Raw genomic sequence first — 17,450 nt, 5'->3', positions numbered from 1 at the left:
TGTGAATTACTATTCGGGAAAAGGGAGTGCACCGTTGATCGGCGTTGCAGGAGGATGCTAAGCAATGGAAGGGGGCAATGCCACACGTATAAAAAATCATCCATCACTGCAAAGGAAATCCAAAATCAGTCACCCTATTCCAAATTTCTACTCGCTTACCTAATTGCTTGCAATGTGTGTCAACTATAATTGAAGGTTATCTGAATTTATGTTACATTGACATGAGTAGAATCTATCAACAGAATGGAGTCGGTAGCGTTGTCATGCAAACCTGAGACAGGAAGAAAGTCTGAGCATATTAGAAAGCCTGATTGGCTGAAAATTAAGCTGAATACCAACGAGAACTATACAGGTTTAAAGAAATTAATGCGTGAGAAAAACTTGAATACAGTATGTGAAGAAGCACGTTGCCCGAACATTCATGAGTGCTGGGGAGAGCGACGTACAGCTACCTTTATGATCCTAGGGGCTGTGTGTACGCGTGCATGTCGTTTCTGTGCAGTAAAAACAGGTTTACCAAATGAACTTGACACCGCTGAACCGGAACGCGTAGCGGAATCAGTTGAATTGATGAATTTGAAACATGCTGTGGTCACTGCCGTAGCACGTGATGATTTGAAAGACGGAGGATCTGCTATTTTCGCGGAAACCATTCGTGCAATTCGCAGAAAAAATCCATTTACTACTATTGAAGTACTACCTTCGGATATGGGCGGAGATATAGAAAACTTGCAACGTTTGATGGATGCAAAACCGGATATTTTAAATCATAATATTGAAACTGTACGCCGTCTAACGCCGAGAATTCGTGCACGTGCAACATATGATCGTTCACTTGAATTACTCCAACGTGCAAAAGAAATGTATCCTGAAATACCGACGAAGTCATCATTAATGGTTGGACTTGGAGAAACAGTAGAAGAAATTATTGAGACCATGGATGATCTGCGTGCACACGACGTAGATATCATGACAATAGGTCAATACTTGCAACCAACAAAAAAACACGCTAAAGTAGTAAAATATTATTCGCCCGATGAGTTTGGTGAATTGCGTAAAATTGCAATGACTAAAGGATTCTCTCATTGTGAGGCGGGGCCGCTTGTACGTTCAAGCTACCATGCAGACGAGCAAGTTAATGCTTCGGCTAAAGAGAGACAGCGCCAAGGTGACGAACTGCTGAAACTTGAAGGACAAGCGAGCAGTTAAATGGAAGTGAAGCAGAGAATGGTTATTTTAGAAAATATGCAGTATGAAATCGCAGAAGAGTTTCGCGATGGTTTCGATGAAGAAGCCTTGAATGAACGCTTTAGCGAAGTACTATTAAAGTATGACTTTATTTTGGGTGACTGGGGGTATGGTCAATTACGATTAAAAGGCTTTTTTGAAGATCGTAATTCCAAATCCACATACGAGACAAAAATCAGTACCGTCCAAGATTATATTTATGAGTACTGTAATTTCGGTTGTGCGTATTTTATCTTGAAAAAGATTGGAAAAGTGCAACCGGAACCAACGGAAGTGGAAGTTGTAGAGGAAGTAAAACCTGAAAGAGCATCTACTCCAAAAGAGGAACAATAAAAATGAAAGCTTCGAGCAAAATTGCTCGGAGCTTTCATTCGTTTTGCAATAAATATGGTAAGATAGAAGTATGAAGTATATGAGGAGGAAGAACATTATGTATTTTGTAGATCAAAATCAAATTAATAAAACGTTAGTGTATATGGAGCAGTTACTCGATATTTTTGAAAAGGAAACAAACTGGCTACAAAACGATGTAAATAAGCTAGCTGTAGAGCGAATTGCGCATGGCTTGATTGAAGGAATCATTGATGTAGGGAATTCTATGATCGACGGATTCATCATGCGTGATCCTGGAAGTTACGACGATATTATCGACATTCTTGAAGATGAAAAAGTCATTCAACCTGAGCAAGCTCTTCCTTTAAAAGCATTCATTTCACTACGTCCAATGATTGTCCGCCAATTCGTGGAAGTCGATTCAGATAAAGTAGTACTATCAATTCGCGAGACACGTAACGAACTACAAAAATTCCCGGGGCAAGTTCGAGACTACTTAACCAATGAATTAGGCCCAGTCTCAGCGTTTCTTCCGACTGAATGATGAGACACTATAAAGCGTATTGCTTCGATTTGGACGGCACGATGTATCGCGGTAGTGAACCTATTCAAGAAGCTGTAGATTTCGTTGCAGCGTGTCAAGCTGAAGGTAAAGGAACGTATTTTATTACGAATAACGCGGCTCTGACACGTACTGCTCAACAGAAGAAACTAGCGAATTTTGGTGTGAATACAGAAGTAGATTTCATCATGAATTCTGCTACGACATTGGCCCGTTATTGCAAACAGCATTTTGAAGGTGCGCATGTCATGATGATTGGTGAAGAAGGATTGCGTGAAGCGCTAGAACTTGAGAATATCCATATCACCACGACGAATCCTGATGTCGTTTTAATGGGACTTGATCGTCAGGTTACATACAATAAACTCGCGGATGCTTGTTTAGCGATACGTAACGGTGCTCATTTCTTAGGTACCAATTCAGACATCAAATTCCCAACTGAAAAAGGATTGGTACCAGCCAACGGTTCTTTCCTTAAATTGATGGAAGTGGCGACTGATACAAAGCCGCTCATCGTAGGAAAACCAGAGCCGCATATGTTGGAGTTTATCCGACAGCAAGGGATGTACGAGAAAGAAGACATGATTTTGATTGGCGATAATTATGATACGGATATTATGGCGGGGATTCGCTATGGTATAGATACGGCGTATGTCGCAACAGGGGTCACGCCTATGGAAGAAGTGCTGAAGAAGGCGCAGCAACCAACTTATTTGCTAAATTCGCTTGCGGATTGGCTTAAGTAATATGGAGCCATCTCAGGAACCGTAACGTTACGGCTTCTGAGATGGCTTTTTTGTTTAGGATAGCTGTAGAGACTAGGCTAGCAGGCTGTTGGAGTGGGGATTTGCGCTTCGGAGGGGACGCGTTCCTGAGGGCTCGCGGTGAGCCAACTAGGTCGCTGCGCTCCCTTTAGTTGTCTCACCTGTCGAGCTGATCCTCTAGGAGTCGCCCCTCCTACGCGCCAATCCCTTACAATTTGAGTTGGTGATACTTTTTGTTGTGTATTGAATGTGGGCTTGTAATCAGTTTTTTACAGGGATTTGAAGTTGAAATAACCAGATTCAAAGATAACAATAATTAACACACTAATAACAGTAGGTGATATGAATACCACCACTCTCAACGTAGGATTGAAGCGTCTCCAGCTGGAGCCTCAATCTCTTCATCCACTAGTTACCTCTCTCCTGCTAATATACACACAGATCTCAACCTTAATCCCATTTAAAAAAGGATGCCCTAAAAGCGTAATAGCTTCTAAGACATCGCATAGGTTTATTTTTATTAGAAAAGGGGATTATCTTCAATGAACTGATAAATTTCCTTTGTCAATTCATCTGCAGTATCCGCTTCTACAAGTTCACCGTTCACAATTGCGTACAACGTATCACTACATTTCGTACAATAGCTTAAGCAGCCGTATTCTAGTACGTCGATGTTTGGATCACGCTCCAACGTTTCGAAAACGGGGTAGGATCCATTTGCCAAATTACTCATACAAAACTCCACGATGGGATTCATCTTTCTCACCTCGCCTACTAGAAATGGTACTCTTTTTTTACAGAAGCGTCAATGAACATGACATATTGTGAAAGTTATCACAAACTGCTATAATAACAAATGAGATGCAGGAGAAAATAGACATAGAAGGAGAACGTTATGAGAAAATTACTATTACTAGGTGCCGGCTATGGTAACATGAGAATTTTATTGCGTTTGCTAAATAAAGAATTACCAAGCGATATTGAAATTACACTTGTCGATAGAACTTTATTTCATAGTTTAAAAACAGAGTTTTATGCGCTTGCAGCCGGAACAGTTTCTGACTCGGAAGTACGCGTAGCAATCCCTGTTCATGAACAATTAAAAGTGGTCGAAGGCGAGATTCAAGAAATTAAGCTTGACGAAAAAGAAGTGTTGTTGGCAGATGGTCAAGCACTTGCATATGACGAATTAGTCATCGGACTAGGTAGTGAAGATAACTACCACAACGTACCTGGAGCTGCTGAACATACGCTAAGTATCCAAACAATCGGCAAATCCCGCAGGACGTATCAGACGTTACTAGGATTAGGCGATGGCGCAACCGTAGGAATTGTTGGTGCGGGACTTAGCGGTATCGAATTAGCAAGTGAGTTACGTGAGAGTCGTCCAGACTTGAAAATTAAATTATTCGATCGTAGCCCGCGTATTTTGCGTGACTTCCCTGAACGATTGAGTAACTTCGTAAAAGATTGGTTTGTTCAGAACGAAGTAGAAGTCGTTGCGAATTCCAACATAACTAAAGTAGGCGAACATATTCTGTATAACCATGAAGATACAATTGATGTAGATGCAGTAGTTTGGACGGCTGGTATTAAGCCAGGCAAGGTCGTGGATGATTTAGTCATTCAGAAAGACCGTTCAGGCCGTATCGTACTCAATCAATATCATCAAGTCCCAAGTTACCGAAACGTTTACGTGGTCGGGGACATTGCTGCGCTTACACACGCACCAAGCGCTCAATTGGCAGAAGTACAAGGAGAACAAATCGTTCAAGTATTGCGCTCTACTTGGAAAGGTGAACCGCTAATGCTCGAAATGCCGGAGCTGAAACTAAAAGGCTTTATGGGTTCATTAGGAAAAAAACAAGGATTTGCGTACTTGGCGGATCGTACCGTTACAGGAAGAATCGCCCGTTTAATGAAATCTGGCTTGCTGTGGATGTACAAGTGGCATAACGGTTAAATATAAATATCTATAGGTCACTTCCATGAAGTGGCTTTTTCTTTAGCGATTAATTTTGCTTTTCCTTAATTGAATACAAAATAGCGGTCAGTTCAACGTAGAACGACCGCTTCAATGAATGTATTGTTCTCAATTAATCCAGTAAATTATCAATTTATCCTGCTTGATAACCATGTGTTTCTAATGCGTTAAAAACAGGTTTCAGTTGAATATGACCTTCACCGATCATTTCGTTATTAATCATGACGAGAGGATAAAAATACTCGTCTTCACGAATTTTCTCGACGATTTCCTGCTGCCGTGATTCTGTTACTTCTTGATCGATATCAATATACGTAATAGTAAATGGTTGTTCAGGGTACTTTCTTGATATTGCCGCTTGGAGCCATTCATACGTATCTTTAGAAGAAGGTGCATTTACACAACTGGCACAAATGACTTCTGCTCCATATACTTCAATTGTTACTGGTGTTTGCGACATATTAATCAAACCTCCGATTCATTATTGGATTTTTTCTGCTTGGCAGTTTATAATAAGTATAAGGAAAGGAGAGTGTGATTACAATGACAACAGATACTAAATTATACGAACCGGTAAAAGAAGTGCTAGATAAATTGCGCCCATTCCTCTTGCGAGACGGAGGGGACTGTGAACTAGTGGATATTGACGAAGGAATTGTGAAGCTGCGCCTTTTAGGAGCATGCGGAACTTGCCCTAGTTCGACAATTACATTAAAAGCTGGTATTGAACGCGCATTACTTGAAGAAGTACCAGGCGTAGTAGAAGTCGAACAGGTTTTTTAATTTCAATAAATAAAAGCCGTGCAAATGAAGTAGGATCTTCTTTGCACGGTTTTCATTTTTTAGCTAGTTTAATGAACGGTTTCTTCATCACGAATCTCTTGCCATCGATCTTTGGCCATTTGGATGACTGTAGGCTCGGTCGATCTTTTTTGCGTTTCAATTACACGTGAGAAGTTTCGGATGGCTTCTGCACGATCATGAATGCGCCAAGATAATTCTGCAATGATATATTGCACACGAGTTTCAGACATTTGTGTTCCGATATAATCACCTTCAGAAAATGCTTTGATGTACAGATCACGAGATATTTCCAGATAACGCATTTCTTTTGGTCGGTTTGCATCATTACGATAAATCCAAGCTATACGCAACATCATCCCTGCCATCGTTAAATGCTTTTCTTTTTTAAAGTTGGCACTTAAATAAGCTAATTTATAGGCTTCAACTGCTTGCTCTTTCGTCCGTTCGCCTCCAAATGAGCGACTACGCCATTTAGCTGTGATGTTTTTAGCGATCATCTCTTTTGTGCCTGGTGCGAAGTACGGAGCGAAATCATCAGTGAATGCAAAACCGCAAGACGGGCAAACAGCTACATTATAAAAAATAGGATTAATTTCCTCATCTATATAAATAGGTCTAAAATCGCTATCATGATCAACTACTCTTACTTGGCGAGAACGAATTTTAGTAGTAGGGAAATGCTCTTTACACAGTAAGCATTGCATCTTCTTCTCGTAAAACGGGCTGATTTCCACTAGTATCATTCCTTTCTATCCTAAGTCTTATTATACATTAAAATAGACCTAGTAGGGGGACTATTTGGTTGCATTGTGATGAAAAAGATTGATATGATAAAAAGAAAACGTGGAAAGTGAGTGGTATTGATGACGAACACAGTAGAGATTACGGAAGCGGCAGCATTTCACGTGAAGAAAATGATGACTCATAACGAAGAAGAAGGATCTTTCTTGCGCGTTTCCGTCAATGGCGGAGGTTGCAGCGGATTAACATACGGTCTTGGTTTTGCCCAAGAAAAAGAAGACGATGACATTTCTTATATAGCACATGGAATTCCTGTAGTAGTAAAAGAAGAGGACGCAGCTATTCTCGTAGGTACAAAAGTAGATTATAAAGAATCTTTGATGGGTGGCGGATTCACCATCGATAACCCAAATGCGATTGCAAATTGTGGTTGCGGTACTTCATTTAGAACAGCTAAGAAAGCTGGCGCTCCTGCTGATTGCGAATAAGTCTAGCCATCTTAGTCGAGCAAGGTTTGATAAAATTACAGAAATGACAAATCACTAGTCTAAATTGATTATTTGCAAAATAATAATTCTGTTGAAATACGTGCTCAAAAGGTCTACTATTAGTAATGAAAGTATGATTCTATTAATATCAAACTAAATGCCGGCACTGCAAAACCAAGTAAGATTGATTTTACACGTTCTCGGCGTTTAAGAAACTAAAAGGTGGTTCGATTAACGTGAAAAGACCAACAATCTTAGTATTGGGTGCAGGTTACGGTGGCTTGATGACTGTTGTAAATTTGCAAAAGTCATTAGGTGCAGATGAAGCAGATATCGTTCTGATCAACAAAAATGACTATCACTATGAATCTACATGGTTGCACGAAGCAGCAGCTGGAACATTATCTCCAGAACAAGTTCGCTATGATATTTCTAGTGTAATCAATAGCAATAAAGTAAAGTTCATCGAAGCAGAAGTTACTGGCATCGATGTTGCAACGAAAAGCATAAAGACGAACCTCGGTTCTCACACATATGATTACCTAGTAATTGGCCTTGGTTTTGAAGGGGAAACTTTCGGAATTCCAGGTTTGGACAAATACGCATTGTCTATTGCCAATGTGAATGCAGCTCGTCACATCCGTGATCACATGGAATATCAATTCGCTACATGGTCTACCGAAGAAGTAAAAGACGATAGCCGTTTGACTATCATTGTAGGTGGAGCAGGTTTCACAGGAATCGAGTATCTTGGTGAACTAGGAAACCGTGTACCTGAATTATGTAAGGAATACGATGTGCCAGCCAAAAAGGTTCGCATTCTATGTGTAGAAGCAGCTCCAATGGTATTGCCTGGTTTCGATCCGGAACTTGTGGAATATGCAGTGCGTCAATTGGGCGCGAAAGGTGTAGAATTCTCTATCGGTACACCGGTTGTAGAAGCAACTCCTGAAGGCGTTAAGATTAAAAAAGGCGAAGATGAGTTTGAATTCATCAAAGCGGGTACGGTTGTATGGGCTGCTGGTGTTCGTGGTAACCATCTGATCGAAGAATCCGGTATAGAAAACATGCGTGCTCGTGTAAAAGTTGAAAAAGACATGCGTGCGCCAGGATTCGATGATGTATTTATAGTAGGTGACTGCGCGTTGATGATCAATGAAGCAATCAACCGTCCATACCCACCAACTGCACAAATCGCTATGCAACAAGGTGAGATGATTGCTAACAATATCATCGCGTTGATGAAAGGAAACCCAACAAAAGAATTCGTACCGGATTTAAAAGGTAGCGTGTGTTCTTTAGGTGATTCCGATGCGATTGGTGTAGTATTTGATAAAAAAGTGACAGGTACAAAAGCATCATTCATGAAGAAAATGATCGACAACCGTGCTCTATTTATGATCGGCGGTCTTGGATTAACGATTAAAAAAGGTAAATTCAACGTGTTATAATGAATATAGAAAAGCACTCGCAGAGGCGAGTGCTTTTTTGTGTGCAACAAAATAGGTAACAAGTCAACTTTGGAAGTAGTCGAAGTAGAGAAATTCGTCTGTCAAATTTTAAGAATTCATGACATCTGAAAAGAACGTTCCGTGTACTCTGTCTCATTCTATTGAAAGCCGTCTCATCATCCTGTAAAATGTTGAGGTGATGAACTGGAGGTTAGCAAGCATGCAAACTATATCCATAGCACAGGTGATGCTATCGATCTTGATATTTATCGTTATGTTTTTCGGTATCGGCTTTTTATTGAATATGCTGTTACGTATGACGTGGCTTATGGCTATTATTTATCCGATTATCGTGATTTTTATTATTGATGATGTGCCGATGTATGAATACATTACGAAGCCTGGTTTTGCTTTTAGTGAGCTGGGGGCGAATCTTATGTCGCTGCATGCAGTAGATATCGTAATATTGGCGAGTGGTTTGGTCGGAGCGATTATTGCAGGTTTTGTGATGAAGGTGTTACGTAAGATGGGGTATCAGATGTTTTGATGCTTTTTGCTATGTGTTGATATGGAAAAACGGAGCTGGACAGGAAGTCGTGAATTACGACATCTTGTGACAGTTCCGTTTTTTGCGTTGTTTTAGAGATGAAAAGATTAGAGAGGAAGAGGGCGTCACTCATTGTTACAATATAACCGTATACGTAAGGATCGAGATGAGGATACCTGTTAGGGCTCCGAAGAATACTTCGTTTGGTTTGTGACCGAGTAAGGTTTTGAGTTCTTGAATTTTTGCGTCGTTGTCTTTTTTTGGCCAATCTTTCAAATCGCTGACGAATATTTGAAAGTCGGAGCGCATTTGGTTGATGATTAAGGCTTGTTGTCCAGCTTGGTAGCGGATGCCCGTTGCGTCGAACATGACAATTACCGCGAATATAGCGGAAATGGCGAATAGTGGTGAGTCCAGGCCAGCTTCGAATGCGATGGCAGTTGTGAGTGCAGTGACTGCTGCCGAGTGAGAACTGGGCATGCCGCCTGTGGAAGTCATGAGTCCGAAATCGAGTTTACGTGTTAATAAAAAGTGAATAGGAATTTTTACAAATTGGGCAAATAAGATGGCAAATAGCGCTGCGAGGAGCGGTATGTTTTCAAAAATAGCCAAGAGATTCCACTCCTTTACTGTCTGTAGTTTAACAATCAGTATAACATAATCTGGATCTACTCGTTATTAAACGAATAATTATTTGTAGTTGGAAGTGCTAATCTGACTAGTCTATACTAGTATGGGGAAGGCGTAAAGAAAAGGGGAGGAACACACATGATAAACGTAGAAACAGCATCCGCAATTGATCAAAAAGAAGTAGAGGTACTGATTGTAGGAATACCAGATCATCCAGAGAATGTAGAAGGCTTCGATGCGTTCGTTGAATCTTTCCATCCCTCATTGCCAGACTGGATCAAATCACATGACATTCAACAGAAGTTTAAGGCGATTACTAAAATGCCTGCGTTATTAAAGCAAAGTTACGACCGCGTATACTTTGTAGGCATTGGCAATCAAAAACAGCTGACAGAGCAGCCGTTGCGTGAATTATTCGCTGAGGTAGGGAAACAACTACACAAAGACCGTGTGCGCACTGTAAGCGTCTGGACAGCCCCATTCTGCAATGATGAGATTGGTAGTGAGGATGTTGCGTTCCTGGCCTCTGAGGGTATCGGAATGGGCTCCTACACGTATGAGGGATTCAAGACCTCTTCCAATGAAGTGGATGTTCCACTAACTACTGTGACATTCATTACGACGGAAGATGAAGAACGTGTCACTGCTGCAGGAGAAGTAGGCATGATTTCCGCGCATGCAGTGAACGAAGCTCGGACGCTAGTCAATGTACCCCCCAATCTATTAACACCAACTAAGATGGCGGAATATGCACGAGAATTAGCGGAAAGCTATGACTTGGAAATCGATATTCTCGGTAAAGCAGAAATGGAAGAGCTCGGTATGGGCGCGATTCTTGCGGTCAATCAAGGTTCAGTAGAAGAACCGAAACTCATTGTGCTGAAGTACCAAGCGACAGAACAGTGGGAAGATGTCATCGGCTTAGTCGGTAAAGGAATTACGTATGACACAGGTGGCTATTCGTTGAAGCCTAAAGACGGCATGGTCGGCATGAAAGGTGATATGGGGGGCGCGGCAGCAGTACTCGGTGCTATGGCAATCATAGGGGAGTCACGGCCGAAGAAAAACGTAATTGCGGTCATTGCTTCTTCTGATAACATGATTTCTGGTGAAGCATTCAAGCCGGACGATGTCATCACGTCTTTAAGTGGTAAAACAATTGAAGTATTGAATACAGACGCAGAAGGCCGTCTAGTACTGGCTGATGCGGTGACATATGCGAAGCAAGCGGGCGCAGAGTATTTGATTGATGTGGCCACACTAACAGGTGGTGTCATTGTGGCGCTTGGTCATGATAAAACAGGTACACTGACGAACAACAAAGCATTCTATAAGAAGTTCCAGGAAGCAGCAGATGAAACAGGGGAATTCATTTGGCAACTGCCATTAACTGAAAGTGATCGGAAGCGGATTCGCAAAAGTGATGTCGCAGATGTAAACAACTCGCCAGGACGAGATGGTCATATGATCTTCGGAGGTGGCTTCGTTGGTGAATTTGTTGGAGATACACCGTGGATTCATTTAGACATTGCAGGTACGTCTGATGCAGCGAGTCCACATGCGCTCGGCCCTAAAGGCGCGACGGGCGTAATGGTCCGTACATTGGCAACCTTTGTAGAACGTTTGGCTGCTGAAGCAGAACAACAAGAATAGTTCAGGATAGGCGCTTTCCCCACACCTTCTTTCCGGCTAGACATAGGATACATGGAAAGGGGGAAGTTGGATGACAAGACATAGTCATAGAGGTGGATACGGTGGCGGTCGCGGTCATGGTCATTATGGTGGCGGTTATGGAAGTGGATTTGGTAGTTTCGGGGGTCCTTTCCTAGGTGGTTTAGTTGGCGGATTTTTAGGTAATGCTATTTTCCCAGGCTACGGTTACGGAGGTGGCTATGGTGGGGGATACTATCCACCTTACTACAACAGCTATCCGTATTATCCACAACCGTATTACCCTTACTATCCATATTATTGAAAAAACACGCCGTGATGACTATTTGTCATCCGGCGTGTTTTTATCTGATTCTATGCGTTGTTCTATTACTGCTTCTTCTAAATCATCCCCAACCGTTAAATCGGTAGGTTCTACACCCGACATATAAGCGGCACGTGTCATTAAGTGCCCACCAATAGGAGAAGTGATAAACAAAAAGACGATACCGAGCAACAGTGCCACGCTGAAATGGCCTTCATTCCACCAAAAGTGGAGGAATACACCAAGCAGTAAACTCATAACACCTAGCGTAGCGCTCTTCGATGCGGCGTGTGCCCGTGTATAGACGTCAGGAAGCCGTAAAATTCCAATGACTGTGACAATCGTGAAAATGATCCCAACTGTAACGAGTAACACAATAATAATGTCAGCGATTAGGTCCACGTTCGATGATCTCTCCTCTCTCAATGAATTTTGAGAAGGACACTGTGCCGATAAACGACATAATAGCGATCAATAAAATCGCATCGATGAAGAACGGTGTATCGAACAAGATGGAAAGCAGCGCGATTGCTGATATGAGCATGACGCCAATCGCATCAAGAGCTACTAGCCGATCTGGCACGGAAGGACCTTTCCATACGCGATATAGTAATCCGAGCATAGACAAGATGACTAGCACGAGACAGACAGAATAAAATACGTTCATCCTCGGCTCACCTCCATAATGGCTTTCTCGAATGTGTTTTTAATAGAATCGATTGCTTCATCCACATCGTCTACATCGATTGCGTGGATATACAGAGTACGTTGGTCGTCTGAAACATGAACGACGACCGTACCAGGTGTTAACGTAATTAAACTAGATAACAACGTGATTTCCCAATCTTTTTCGAGCTCTGTTGGCATAGCGAAGAACATCGGCTGCATAGTCGACAAATCCGGTTTAATAACTAATAGCAACACGGAAATATTCGACAAGATGAGTTCTTTTAGGAAAATCGCTGTTAATTTTACTGCAGACCAGATTCGCCAAATGTACAAGCGTCCACTGAAATAACGGCGTGTCATGATGATCATCAACAACCCGATAAGATATCCTATGATGAACGTAGAAGGTGTCAATGAACTATTCATGAACATCCAAACGACTGCAATGAAGAAATTTAATAGTATCTGAAAAGCCATTGACCTCTACTCCTTTAACACCGCATTTATATAGATGGATGGATCAGCCAATACATTCGCTGCATCCGTCATATAGGGCATAAGCCATTCTGCACCCACACCGTACGCTACCGTAATGAGTACTAGCATAATAGCTGGGAACATCATTTGACGATACGTACGTTGATCGCGAACAGGCAACTCGTTCTTCTGAGGCCCCCAAAATGCATAAATGAAAATCCGAATGACAGACAGTAACACAACTAAGCTAGAGGCCAAAATAATGATACTGCCGATCACATGATCAGCTTCAAATGCACCTTTTGTGATAAGTACTTTTCCGATAAATCCACTTAACGGAGGAATGCCGGCTAGACCGAACGCAGCGATTAAATACGTCCAACCAAGTGTTGCATGAGTTTTAATTAAGCCACCCATTTCCCGTAAGTTCGAAGTACCTGTTGCATAAATAATGATACCGATCAAGACAAACAGTGCACCTTTGATCAACATATCATGGAGTAAATAGTAAACCGCGCCTTCTAGTCCAGACGTGTTCATTTGAGCCACACCGAACAAGATGACACCTACTGCGATGATAATGTTGTAAATGATGATTTGCTTTAAATCGAAATACGCGAGAGCGCCGATACAGCCTGCAATGATAGTGAGTAACGCTAGGACCATGAGAAACTGGTGCGTAAACCCAATATCGTGTACGAAAAACAACGTATAGGTACGCGTGATTGCGTAGACGCCTACTTTAGTAAGTAGGGCACCGAACAGTGCAAGAATGGGTATCGGCGGTGCAGCATACGAATTTGGTAACCAGAAATATAAGGGGAAGATAGCCCCTTTAATTCCGAAGACGATCAAAAACAGAATCGCAATGACAGAAATAATTCCTGGTTGATTGATCTCGGCAATCTTCACCGAAATATCCGCCATATTCAAAGTACCGATGATAGAGTACAAATACGCTACCGCAATAACGAAGATAGCAGATGAAATGACGTTTACCAATATGTATTTAATGGATTCACGAAGTTGCCGTTTCTCGCCGCCGAGTACAATAAGCAAATAAGACGCGATCAGTAGCACCTCGAAAAATACGAACATATTGAAAATATCGCCTGTTGTGAAGGCACCATTGATTCCTGTAATCATGAACAGAATCGCAGGATAATAGAAAAATCTTTCTCTTTCTACACCAATGGATGAAAAGCTATAGATGACGACAAAAATTGTAATGATAATCGTCGTCGTGACGAGCAATGCGGAGAACATGTCCGACACCATCGTAATACCGAATGGTGCAGGCCAGCTTCCGAGCGTCACGGTTTGGATTCCTTCTGTCTTCACTGTCGCGATAAGCCAAAATGAAGCAACTAGACTGAGAGCCAATCCGATCAGTGTCAACACTCTCTGGACGACCACCTGCTCTTTGAAAAACATTAAGATCATCGCGAAAAAGAAAGGAATAATGATCGGAAATAAAAGAAGATTAATCATGTTCATCATTCCCTCTCAATTCATTCATATTATCTGTTCTGTGCACATCATACATACGATATGCCATGACTAGCATGACCGCCGTCACACCAAAACTGATGACGATCGCAGTTAAGATCAATGCTTGAGGCAGGGGATCTGCAAAATCAGTCACACCGTCGATTACAACGGGAGGCGCTGTGCCTCCAAGTCCACCCATCGTAAGAATAAGTAAGTGCGCACCATGACTGAGCAAACCAGTACCTAAAATCACTTTTAGTAAACTTCTGGATAAAATCAAATAGACGGCTGCCGTAAATAATATCCCGATGAGAATCGAAAGGATAAACTCCATCAGTCATCGCCTCCAATCGATTGAATAATCGTGATGGCGGAACCAACGACAACTAAGTACACTCCACTATCAAACAACATAGCTGTGTGAAGGGACGTATGTCCGAACAGCGGCAAGTCAAAATCACTAAATGCGTGTGTGAAGAATGGCACATTGAAGAAAATCGAGCCCGCCGCTGTCCCTAACGCAAGCAATAATCCGATTGCGGTCATGATCGTAAAGTTAAACGGTAGAATTTGTTGGATCGTCCGTAGATCAAATGCCAACAACAACAGCACAATTGCACCTGTTGTCAACAAGCCACCGACGAATCCTCCACCTGGTGCATAATGACCCGCAAAAAAGATATGTATAGAGAATAGGAAGATGATGAAAAACACTACTTTAGCTGTGGTTTGTAAAATGACATCATTTGTTTTCATCAGTCGGCTCCTTTCTCGATACACGCAAGCGAATCATGCCTAGTACTGCAATCCCTGCAATAGCGAGAACTGCGATTTCGAAAAATGTATCAAATCCACGGTAATCTACAAGAATGACGTTGACGATATTTCCGCCAGCTGCCTCCGTCTCGACCGTATCTTTATAGTATTGGGAAATCGAAGGAATCATTTTTTGTGAGTGACTGGATAGGGCGACCAATGTCACCATCACTCCTACACTCAATGAAACTATCAGATTGACCATTTTATTGCGTTTCGTTTCCCCGTGCGTACTGAGTGCCGGCAAATGCTTGAAAGCTAGCAAGAACAACGCAACGGATACTGTCTCGATTACCAATTGTGTCAGTGCTAAGTCAGGCGCTTTGAAGATGACGAAGAATAACGCGACGGAATACCCGACGCCGCCAAGCGCGATGATCGCGGCAAGACGTGACTTCGCAAATACAACAAATCCGACAGATAAAATTAACACAATCGCATTTAGTGATCCATATAATGTAATCGCTGTGAAACTGTTCATATCGAGAACGAATGCATCCTTGATAAACAAAATTGCGATGATCGTAACTGACATAAATGCGAACATATACAATAAGTATGTCCGAATTTTGCCTGTCATATAAAGACGAGAAACCCGATTCAATCCTTTTTCACTTCCACGCATCATCGCATCATAGCCATTATTCAACGATAGCTTATCAGGCTGGATACGATAAAGCGGTTGCCATTTCGGTATGGTTAGATAAAGTAATGTACCGAATACGACCACGCCGATTGTCAGCCATAAGCCAGCAGCTCCAAATCCATGCCATGCTTTGACATGAATATCGACAGCCGACGGACTTGCGTACAATGTCGGTTGAACCGCCATGACAGCCGGTTTAATAATCCACTTCCCAATGACGTTCGGAATGAAGAACACTAGAATGACGATTGTTGCCAATATCATAGGCGAAATTAGCATGCCAATCGGTGCTTCATGTGGTTGCTTCGGCAATTGATCAAACTTCTTCTGTCCAATAAATGTTTTCAAAACAAAATACATACTGTACGTAAACGTAAACACACTGGCAATCCAAGCGACGATCGGGAACAAGATGCCCCATGTATCGAAGTTGAATAATTCAAAGTGTTGAAGCGCTACCATAGATTCCAAAAACATTTCTTTACTCAAGAATCCGCTAAACGGTGGCAAGCCAGCCATAGATAATGAACCAATCGCTGCAACGGTAAAGCTAATCGGCATCACGCTCATTAACCCGCCTAGCTTACGAATATCTCTGGTACCGGTTTCATGATCAATAATCCCTGCGATCATGAAGAGCCCGCCTTTAAATGCTGCGTGGTTAATCAAGTGGAAAATAGCCGCATACGTCGCAAAGCCGAACATGGCTGCGGTCGCATGGTATGAAATAGCGCCAGCGCCAAGTAACGACATGATTAAACCAAGTTGACTGACTGTTGAAAATGCTAAAATCGCTTTCAAATCAGTTTGCTTTACTGCGAAAAATGAACCCCAGAACAGCGTCAACAATCCGATTCCTGTAACGAGCCAAATCCAAGTGGACGCTGAGCCGAAAATTGGCGTAAATCGCGCGACCAAATAAATGCCTGCCTTCACCATCGTGGCAGAGTGTAAATATGCACTGACTGGTGTGGGCGCTTCCATTGCATCTGGTAACCAGATATAGAATGGAAATTGTGCCGACTTCGTAAAGGCACCAAGCAAGAGTAATACTAATGCCAGAGTGAAATACGGTTGATTCAGTAGATCAGGAGCTTGGGCAATTAATTCCCGAACGGAGAATGTTTCCCCCATGATACTAAGTAAAATGAATGCCCCGAGCATCATTAATCCACCAAACACTGTAATCATCATCGATTTCAATGCGCCAAAACGTGACTTGTCCTTCGTATACCAGAAACCAATCAATAAGAAGGACGAAATGGACGTTAACTCCCAGAACAAATAGAGTGTCATCGTGTTGTCAGATTGCACGACTCCGAGCATAGCGGTCATGAAGATTAATAAGTAGACATAAAAGCTACCTAGATCTTCTTTCTCCCTATCCATGTAAAACACAGAGTACAAGACGACTAACGAACCGATTCCGGTGATCAATAGCGTAAATAATAAACTAAGACCATCTATGTATGAAGTAAACGCAATTCCAAGTGAAGGAATCCATTTCATTTCAGAAATAGCATGACCACCATCCATGACTAGCGGTAAAAAGCTCAGGTAATAGCCAAATAACACTAGAGGGACTACTAATACAAACCAACCCGTATGTATTCCTTTAATCTTCTTATAAGCAAAAGGAACAAGTAGCGCGAAGATTACAGGTAAAAAAATCAATAACACGAATTCCAAGAAAATCCTCCTTCCAACCATGTTCTTCACATATTCAATTCCCGAGGCATAAGCGTGGGCGTATTTGTTAGTATAGCGTAAAACATTTCAAATTGCATAGACGACAGTCGAACAATTATTGCTTTATTCGACTTC

At 42.0% G+C, this 17,450-nt stretch carries 22 protein-coding genes; 11 read left to right on the top strand and 11 right to left on the bottom strand.

Annotated features, from left to right (window positions below):
- The first annotated feature begins 243 nt into the window (after positions 1–243).
- The 4 genes from lipA to H605_RS0111890 all read left to right on the top strand — a co-directional run bounded on the left by lipA (position 244) and on the right by H605_RS0111890 (position 2,889).
- The gene (gene lipA, locus H605_RS0111905) at positions 244–1,209 is read left to right on the top strand and encodes a lipoyl synthase (protein WP_037561993.1); all 966 of its coding nucleotides are present in this window, start codon (positions 244–246) and stop codon (positions 1,207–1,209) included.
- 18 nt (positions 1,210–1,227) lie between these two features.
- Positions 1,228–1,581: a YutD family protein gene (locus H605_RS0111900; protein ID WP_029054430.1), complete on the top strand. Its 354-nt coding sequence runs from the start codon at positions 1,228–1,230 to the stop codon at positions 1,579–1,581.
- Positions 1,582–1,678: 97 nt separating this feature from the next.
- Positions 1,679–2,125 carry a DUF86 domain-containing protein gene (locus tag H605_RS0111895; protein ID WP_029054429.1) on the top strand — a complete coding sequence of 149 codons (447 nt, stop codon included), beginning with the start codon at positions 1,679–1,681 and terminating at the stop codon, positions 2,123–2,125.
- On the top strand, positions 2,122–2,889 hold the full coding sequence (locus tag H605_RS0111890) for a TIGR01457 family HAD-type hydrolase (RefSeq protein WP_029054428.1): 768 nt from the start codon (positions 2,122–2,124) through the stop codon (positions 2,887–2,889). The genes H605_RS0111895 and H605_RS0111890 overlap by 4 nt, the downstream gene beginning before the upstream one ends.
- 538 nt (positions 2,890–3,427) lie before the next feature.
- Here H605_RS0111890 and H605_RS0111885 read toward each other — a convergent pair.
- Positions 3,428–3,664 (bottom strand): YuzB family protein, encoded by a 237-nt coding sequence (locus H605_RS0111885; RefSeq protein ID WP_029054427.1) that lies wholly within the window; start codon positions 3,662–3,664, stop codon positions 3,428–3,430.
- A gap of 138 nt (positions 3,665–3,802) precedes the next feature.
- Between H605_RS0111885 and H605_RS0111880 the strand changes: the two genes are divergently transcribed.
- On the top strand, positions 3,803–4,870 hold the full coding sequence (locus H605_RS0111880) for an NAD(P)/FAD-dependent oxidoreductase (RefSeq protein WP_029054426.1): 1,068 nt from the start codon (positions 3,803–3,805) through the stop codon (positions 4,868–4,870).
- A 154-nt stretch (positions 4,871–5,024) separates the two neighbouring features.
- Here the strand turns inward: H605_RS0111880 and H605_RS0111875 are convergent, their stop codons facing one another.
- Positions 5,025–5,351, bottom strand: a complete 327-nt coding sequence (locus H605_RS0111875; RefSeq protein WP_029054425.1) for a YuzD family protein — start codon at positions 5,349–5,351, stop codon at positions 5,025–5,027.
- An 83-nt stretch (positions 5,352–5,434) separates the two neighbouring features.
- Between H605_RS0111875 and H605_RS0111870 the strand changes: the two genes are divergently transcribed.
- The gene (locus tag H605_RS0111870) at positions 5,435–5,674 is read left to right on the top strand and encodes a NifU family protein (protein WP_029054424.1); all 240 of its coding nucleotides are present in this window, start codon (positions 5,435–5,437) and stop codon (positions 5,672–5,674) included.
- Between the two features lie 68 nt (positions 5,675–5,742).
- On the opposite strand, the gene H605_RS0111865 is transcribed toward H605_RS0111870, so the two are convergent.
- Positions 5,743–6,438, bottom strand: coding sequence for a DUF2225 domain-containing protein (locus H605_RS0111865; RefSeq protein ID WP_081657923.1), 696 nt, complete (start codon positions 6,436–6,438; stop codon positions 5,743–5,745).
- A gap of 120 nt (positions 6,439–6,558) precedes the next feature.
- Between H605_RS0111865 and H605_RS0111860 the strand changes: the two genes are divergently transcribed.
- The 3 genes from H605_RS0111860 (at position 6,559) to H605_RS0111850 (ending at position 8,922) form a co-directional block, all read left to right on the top strand.
- Positions 6,559–6,924 carry a HesB/IscA family protein gene (locus H605_RS0111860; RefSeq protein ID WP_029054422.1) on the top strand — a complete coding sequence of 122 codons (366 nt, stop codon included), beginning with the start codon at positions 6,559–6,561 and terminating at the stop codon, positions 6,922–6,924.
- A gap of 236 nt (positions 6,925–7,160) precedes the next feature.
- On the top strand, positions 7,161–8,375 hold the full coding sequence (locus tag H605_RS0111855; protein ID WP_029054421.1) for an NAD(P)/FAD-dependent oxidoreductase: 1,215 nt from the start codon (positions 7,161–7,163) through the stop codon (positions 8,373–8,375).
- Positions 8,376–8,595: 220 nt separating this feature from the next.
- A complete protein-coding gene (locus H605_RS0111850) occupies positions 8,596–8,922 on the top strand; it encodes a YuiB family protein (RefSeq protein WP_029054420.1) in 327 nt (108 codons plus the stop codon).
- A 135-nt stretch (positions 8,923–9,057) separates the two neighbouring features.
- Here H605_RS0111850 and H605_RS0111845 read toward each other — a convergent pair whose 3' ends face one another.
- Positions 9,058–9,534: a divergent PAP2 family protein gene (locus tag H605_RS0111845; RefSeq protein ID WP_029054419.1), complete on the bottom strand. Its 477-nt coding sequence runs from the start codon at positions 9,532–9,534 to the stop codon at positions 9,058–9,060.
- A 156-nt stretch (positions 9,535–9,690) separates the two neighbouring features.
- Between H605_RS0111845 and H605_RS0111840 the strand changes: the two genes are divergently transcribed.
- Both H605_RS0111840 and H605_RS0111835 read left to right on the top strand, forming a co-directional pair.
- Complete coding sequence (locus H605_RS0111840; protein WP_029054418.1) at positions 9,691–11,205, top strand: leucyl aminopeptidase; 1,515 nt, start codon at positions 9,691–9,693, stop codon at positions 11,203–11,205.
- Between the two features lie 70 nt (positions 11,206–11,275).
- A complete protein-coding gene (locus H605_RS0111835; RefSeq protein WP_029054417.1) occupies positions 11,276–11,527 on the top strand; it encodes a hypothetical protein in 252 nt (83 codons plus the stop codon).
- Between the two features lie 18 nt (positions 11,528–11,545).
- Here the strand turns inward: H605_RS0111835 and mnhG are convergent, their stop codons facing one another.
- Genes mnhG through H605_RS0111800 form a run of 7 tightly spaced genes read right to left on the bottom strand, consistent with a single transcriptional unit; the run spans position 11,546 to position 17,336 of the window.
- A complete protein-coding gene (gene mnhG, locus H605_RS17795; protein WP_037561991.1) occupies positions 11,546–11,929 on the bottom strand; it encodes a monovalent cation/H(+) antiporter subunit G in 384 nt (127 codons plus the stop codon).
- The gene (locus H605_RS0111825; RefSeq protein WP_029054416.1) at positions 11,913–12,194 is read right to left on the bottom strand and encodes a Na(+)/H(+) antiporter subunit F1; all 282 of its coding nucleotides are present in this window, start codon (positions 12,192–12,194) and stop codon (positions 11,913–11,915) included. The genes mnhG and H605_RS0111825 overlap by 17 nt, the downstream gene beginning before the upstream one ends.
- Positions 12,191–12,673, bottom strand: a complete 483-nt coding sequence (locus H605_RS0111820; RefSeq protein WP_029054415.1) for a Na+/H+ antiporter subunit E — start codon at positions 12,671–12,673, stop codon at positions 12,191–12,193. The genes H605_RS0111825 and H605_RS0111820 overlap by 4 nt, the downstream gene beginning before the upstream one ends.
- Before the next feature lie 6 nt (positions 12,674–12,679).
- The gene (locus H605_RS0111815; RefSeq protein ID WP_029054414.1) at positions 12,680–14,164 is read right to left on the bottom strand and encodes a Na+/H+ antiporter subunit D; all 1,485 of its coding nucleotides are present in this window, start codon (positions 14,162–14,164) and stop codon (positions 12,680–12,682) included.
- Complete coding sequence (locus H605_RS0111810) at positions 14,157–14,498, bottom strand: Na(+)/H(+) antiporter subunit C (RefSeq protein ID WP_029054413.1); 342 nt, start codon at positions 14,496–14,498, stop codon at positions 14,157–14,159. The genes H605_RS0111815 and H605_RS0111810 overlap by 8 nt, the downstream gene beginning before the upstream one ends.
- The gene (locus H605_RS0111805) at positions 14,498–14,920 is read right to left on the bottom strand and encodes a Na(+)/H(+) antiporter subunit B (RefSeq protein WP_029054412.1); all 423 of its coding nucleotides are present in this window, start codon (positions 14,918–14,920) and stop codon (positions 14,498–14,500) included. Before H605_RS0111805 ends, H605_RS0111810 begins: the two co-directional genes overlap by 1 nt.
- The gene (locus tag H605_RS0111800; RefSeq protein ID WP_198040344.1) at positions 14,907–17,336 is read right to left on the bottom strand and encodes a Na+/H+ antiporter subunit A; all 2,430 of its coding nucleotides are present in this window, start codon (positions 17,334–17,336) and stop codon (positions 14,907–14,909) included. Before H605_RS0111800 ends, H605_RS0111805 begins: the two co-directional genes overlap by 14 nt.
- Between the last annotated feature and the right edge of the window lie 114 nt (positions 17,337–17,450).

The sequence above is a fragment of the Sporosarcina ureae DSM 2281 genome (assembly GCF_000425545.1).
In the GTDB taxonomy this organism is placed as follows: domain Bacteria; phylum Bacillota; class Bacilli; order Bacillales_A; family Planococcaceae; genus Sporosarcina; species Sporosarcina ureae.
Note: the sequence above shows the minus strand (reverse complement) of the source record. Positions and strands in the feature narration are given on the sequence as shown.

Bases quoted from the DNA above. Each gene is read 5' to 3' on its own strand.
- H605_RS0111890 (WP_029054428.1), top strand. From the start codon at position 2,122: ATGATGAGACACTATAAAGCGTATTGCTTCGATTTGGACGGCACGATG.
- lipA (WP_037561993.1), top strand. From the start codon at position 244: ATGGAGTCGGTAGCGTTGTCATGCAAACCTGAGACAGGAAGAAAGTCT.
- H605_RS0111805 (WP_029054412.1), bottom strand. From the start codon at position 14,920: ATGAAAACAAATGATGTCATTTTACAAACCACAGCTAAAGTAGTGTTT.
- H605_RS0111895 (WP_029054429.1), top strand. From the start codon at position 1,679: ATGTATTTTGTAGATCAAAATCAAATTAATAAAACGTTAGTGTATATG.
- H605_RS0111880 (WP_029054426.1), top strand. From the start codon at position 3,803: ATGAGAAAATTACTATTACTAGGTGCCGGCTATGGTAACATGAGAATT.
- H605_RS0111850 (WP_029054420.1), top strand. From the start codon at position 8,596: ATGCAAACTATATCCATAGCACAGGTGATGCTATCGATCTTGATATTT.
- H605_RS0111860 (WP_029054422.1), top strand. From the start codon at position 6,559: ATGACGAACACAGTAGAGATTACGGAAGCGGCAGCATTTCACGTGAAG.
- H605_RS0111900 (WP_029054430.1), top strand. From the start codon at position 1,228: ATGGTTATTTTAGAAAATATGCAGTATGAAATCGCAGAAGAGTTTCGC.
- H605_RS0111810 (WP_029054413.1), bottom strand. From the start codon at position 14,498: ATGGAGTTTATCCTTTCGATTCTCATCGGGATATTATTTACGGCAGCC.
- H605_RS0111835 (WP_029054417.1), top strand. From the start codon at position 11,276: ATGACAAGACATAGTCATAGAGGTGGATACGGTGGCGGTCGCGGTCAT.
- H605_RS0111825 (WP_029054416.1), bottom strand. From the start codon at position 12,194: ATGAACGTATTTTATTCTGTCTGTCTCGTGCTAGTCATCTTGTCTATG.
- H605_RS0111820 (WP_029054415.1), bottom strand. From the start codon at position 12,673: ATGGCTTTTCAGATACTATTAAATTTCTTCATTGCAGTCGTTTGGATG.
- H605_RS0111865 (WP_081657923.1), bottom strand. From the start codon at position 6,438: ATGATACTAGTGGAAATCAGCCCGTTTTACGAGAAGAAGATGCAATGC.
- H605_RS0111870 (WP_029054424.1), top strand. From the start codon at position 5,435: ATGACAACAGATACTAAATTATACGAACCGGTAAAAGAAGTGCTAGAT.
- H605_RS0111800 (WP_198040344.1), bottom strand. From the start codon at position 17,336: ATGGTTGGAAGGAGGATTTTCTTGGAATTCGTGTTATTGATTTTTTTA.
- H605_RS0111815 (WP_029054414.1), bottom strand. From the start codon at position 14,164: ATGATTAATCTTCTTTTATTTCCGATCATTATTCCTTTCTTTTTCGCG.
- H605_RS0111885 (WP_029054427.1), bottom strand. From the start codon at position 3,664: ATGAATCCCATCGTGGAGTTTTGTATGAGTAATTTGGCAAATGGATCC.
- H605_RS0111875 (WP_029054425.1), bottom strand. From the start codon at position 5,351: ATGTCGCAAACACCAGTAACAATTGAAGTATATGGAGCAGAAGTCATT.
- H605_RS0111840 (WP_029054418.1), top strand. From the start codon at position 9,691: ATGATAAACGTAGAAACAGCATCCGCAATTGATCAAAAAGAAGTAGAG.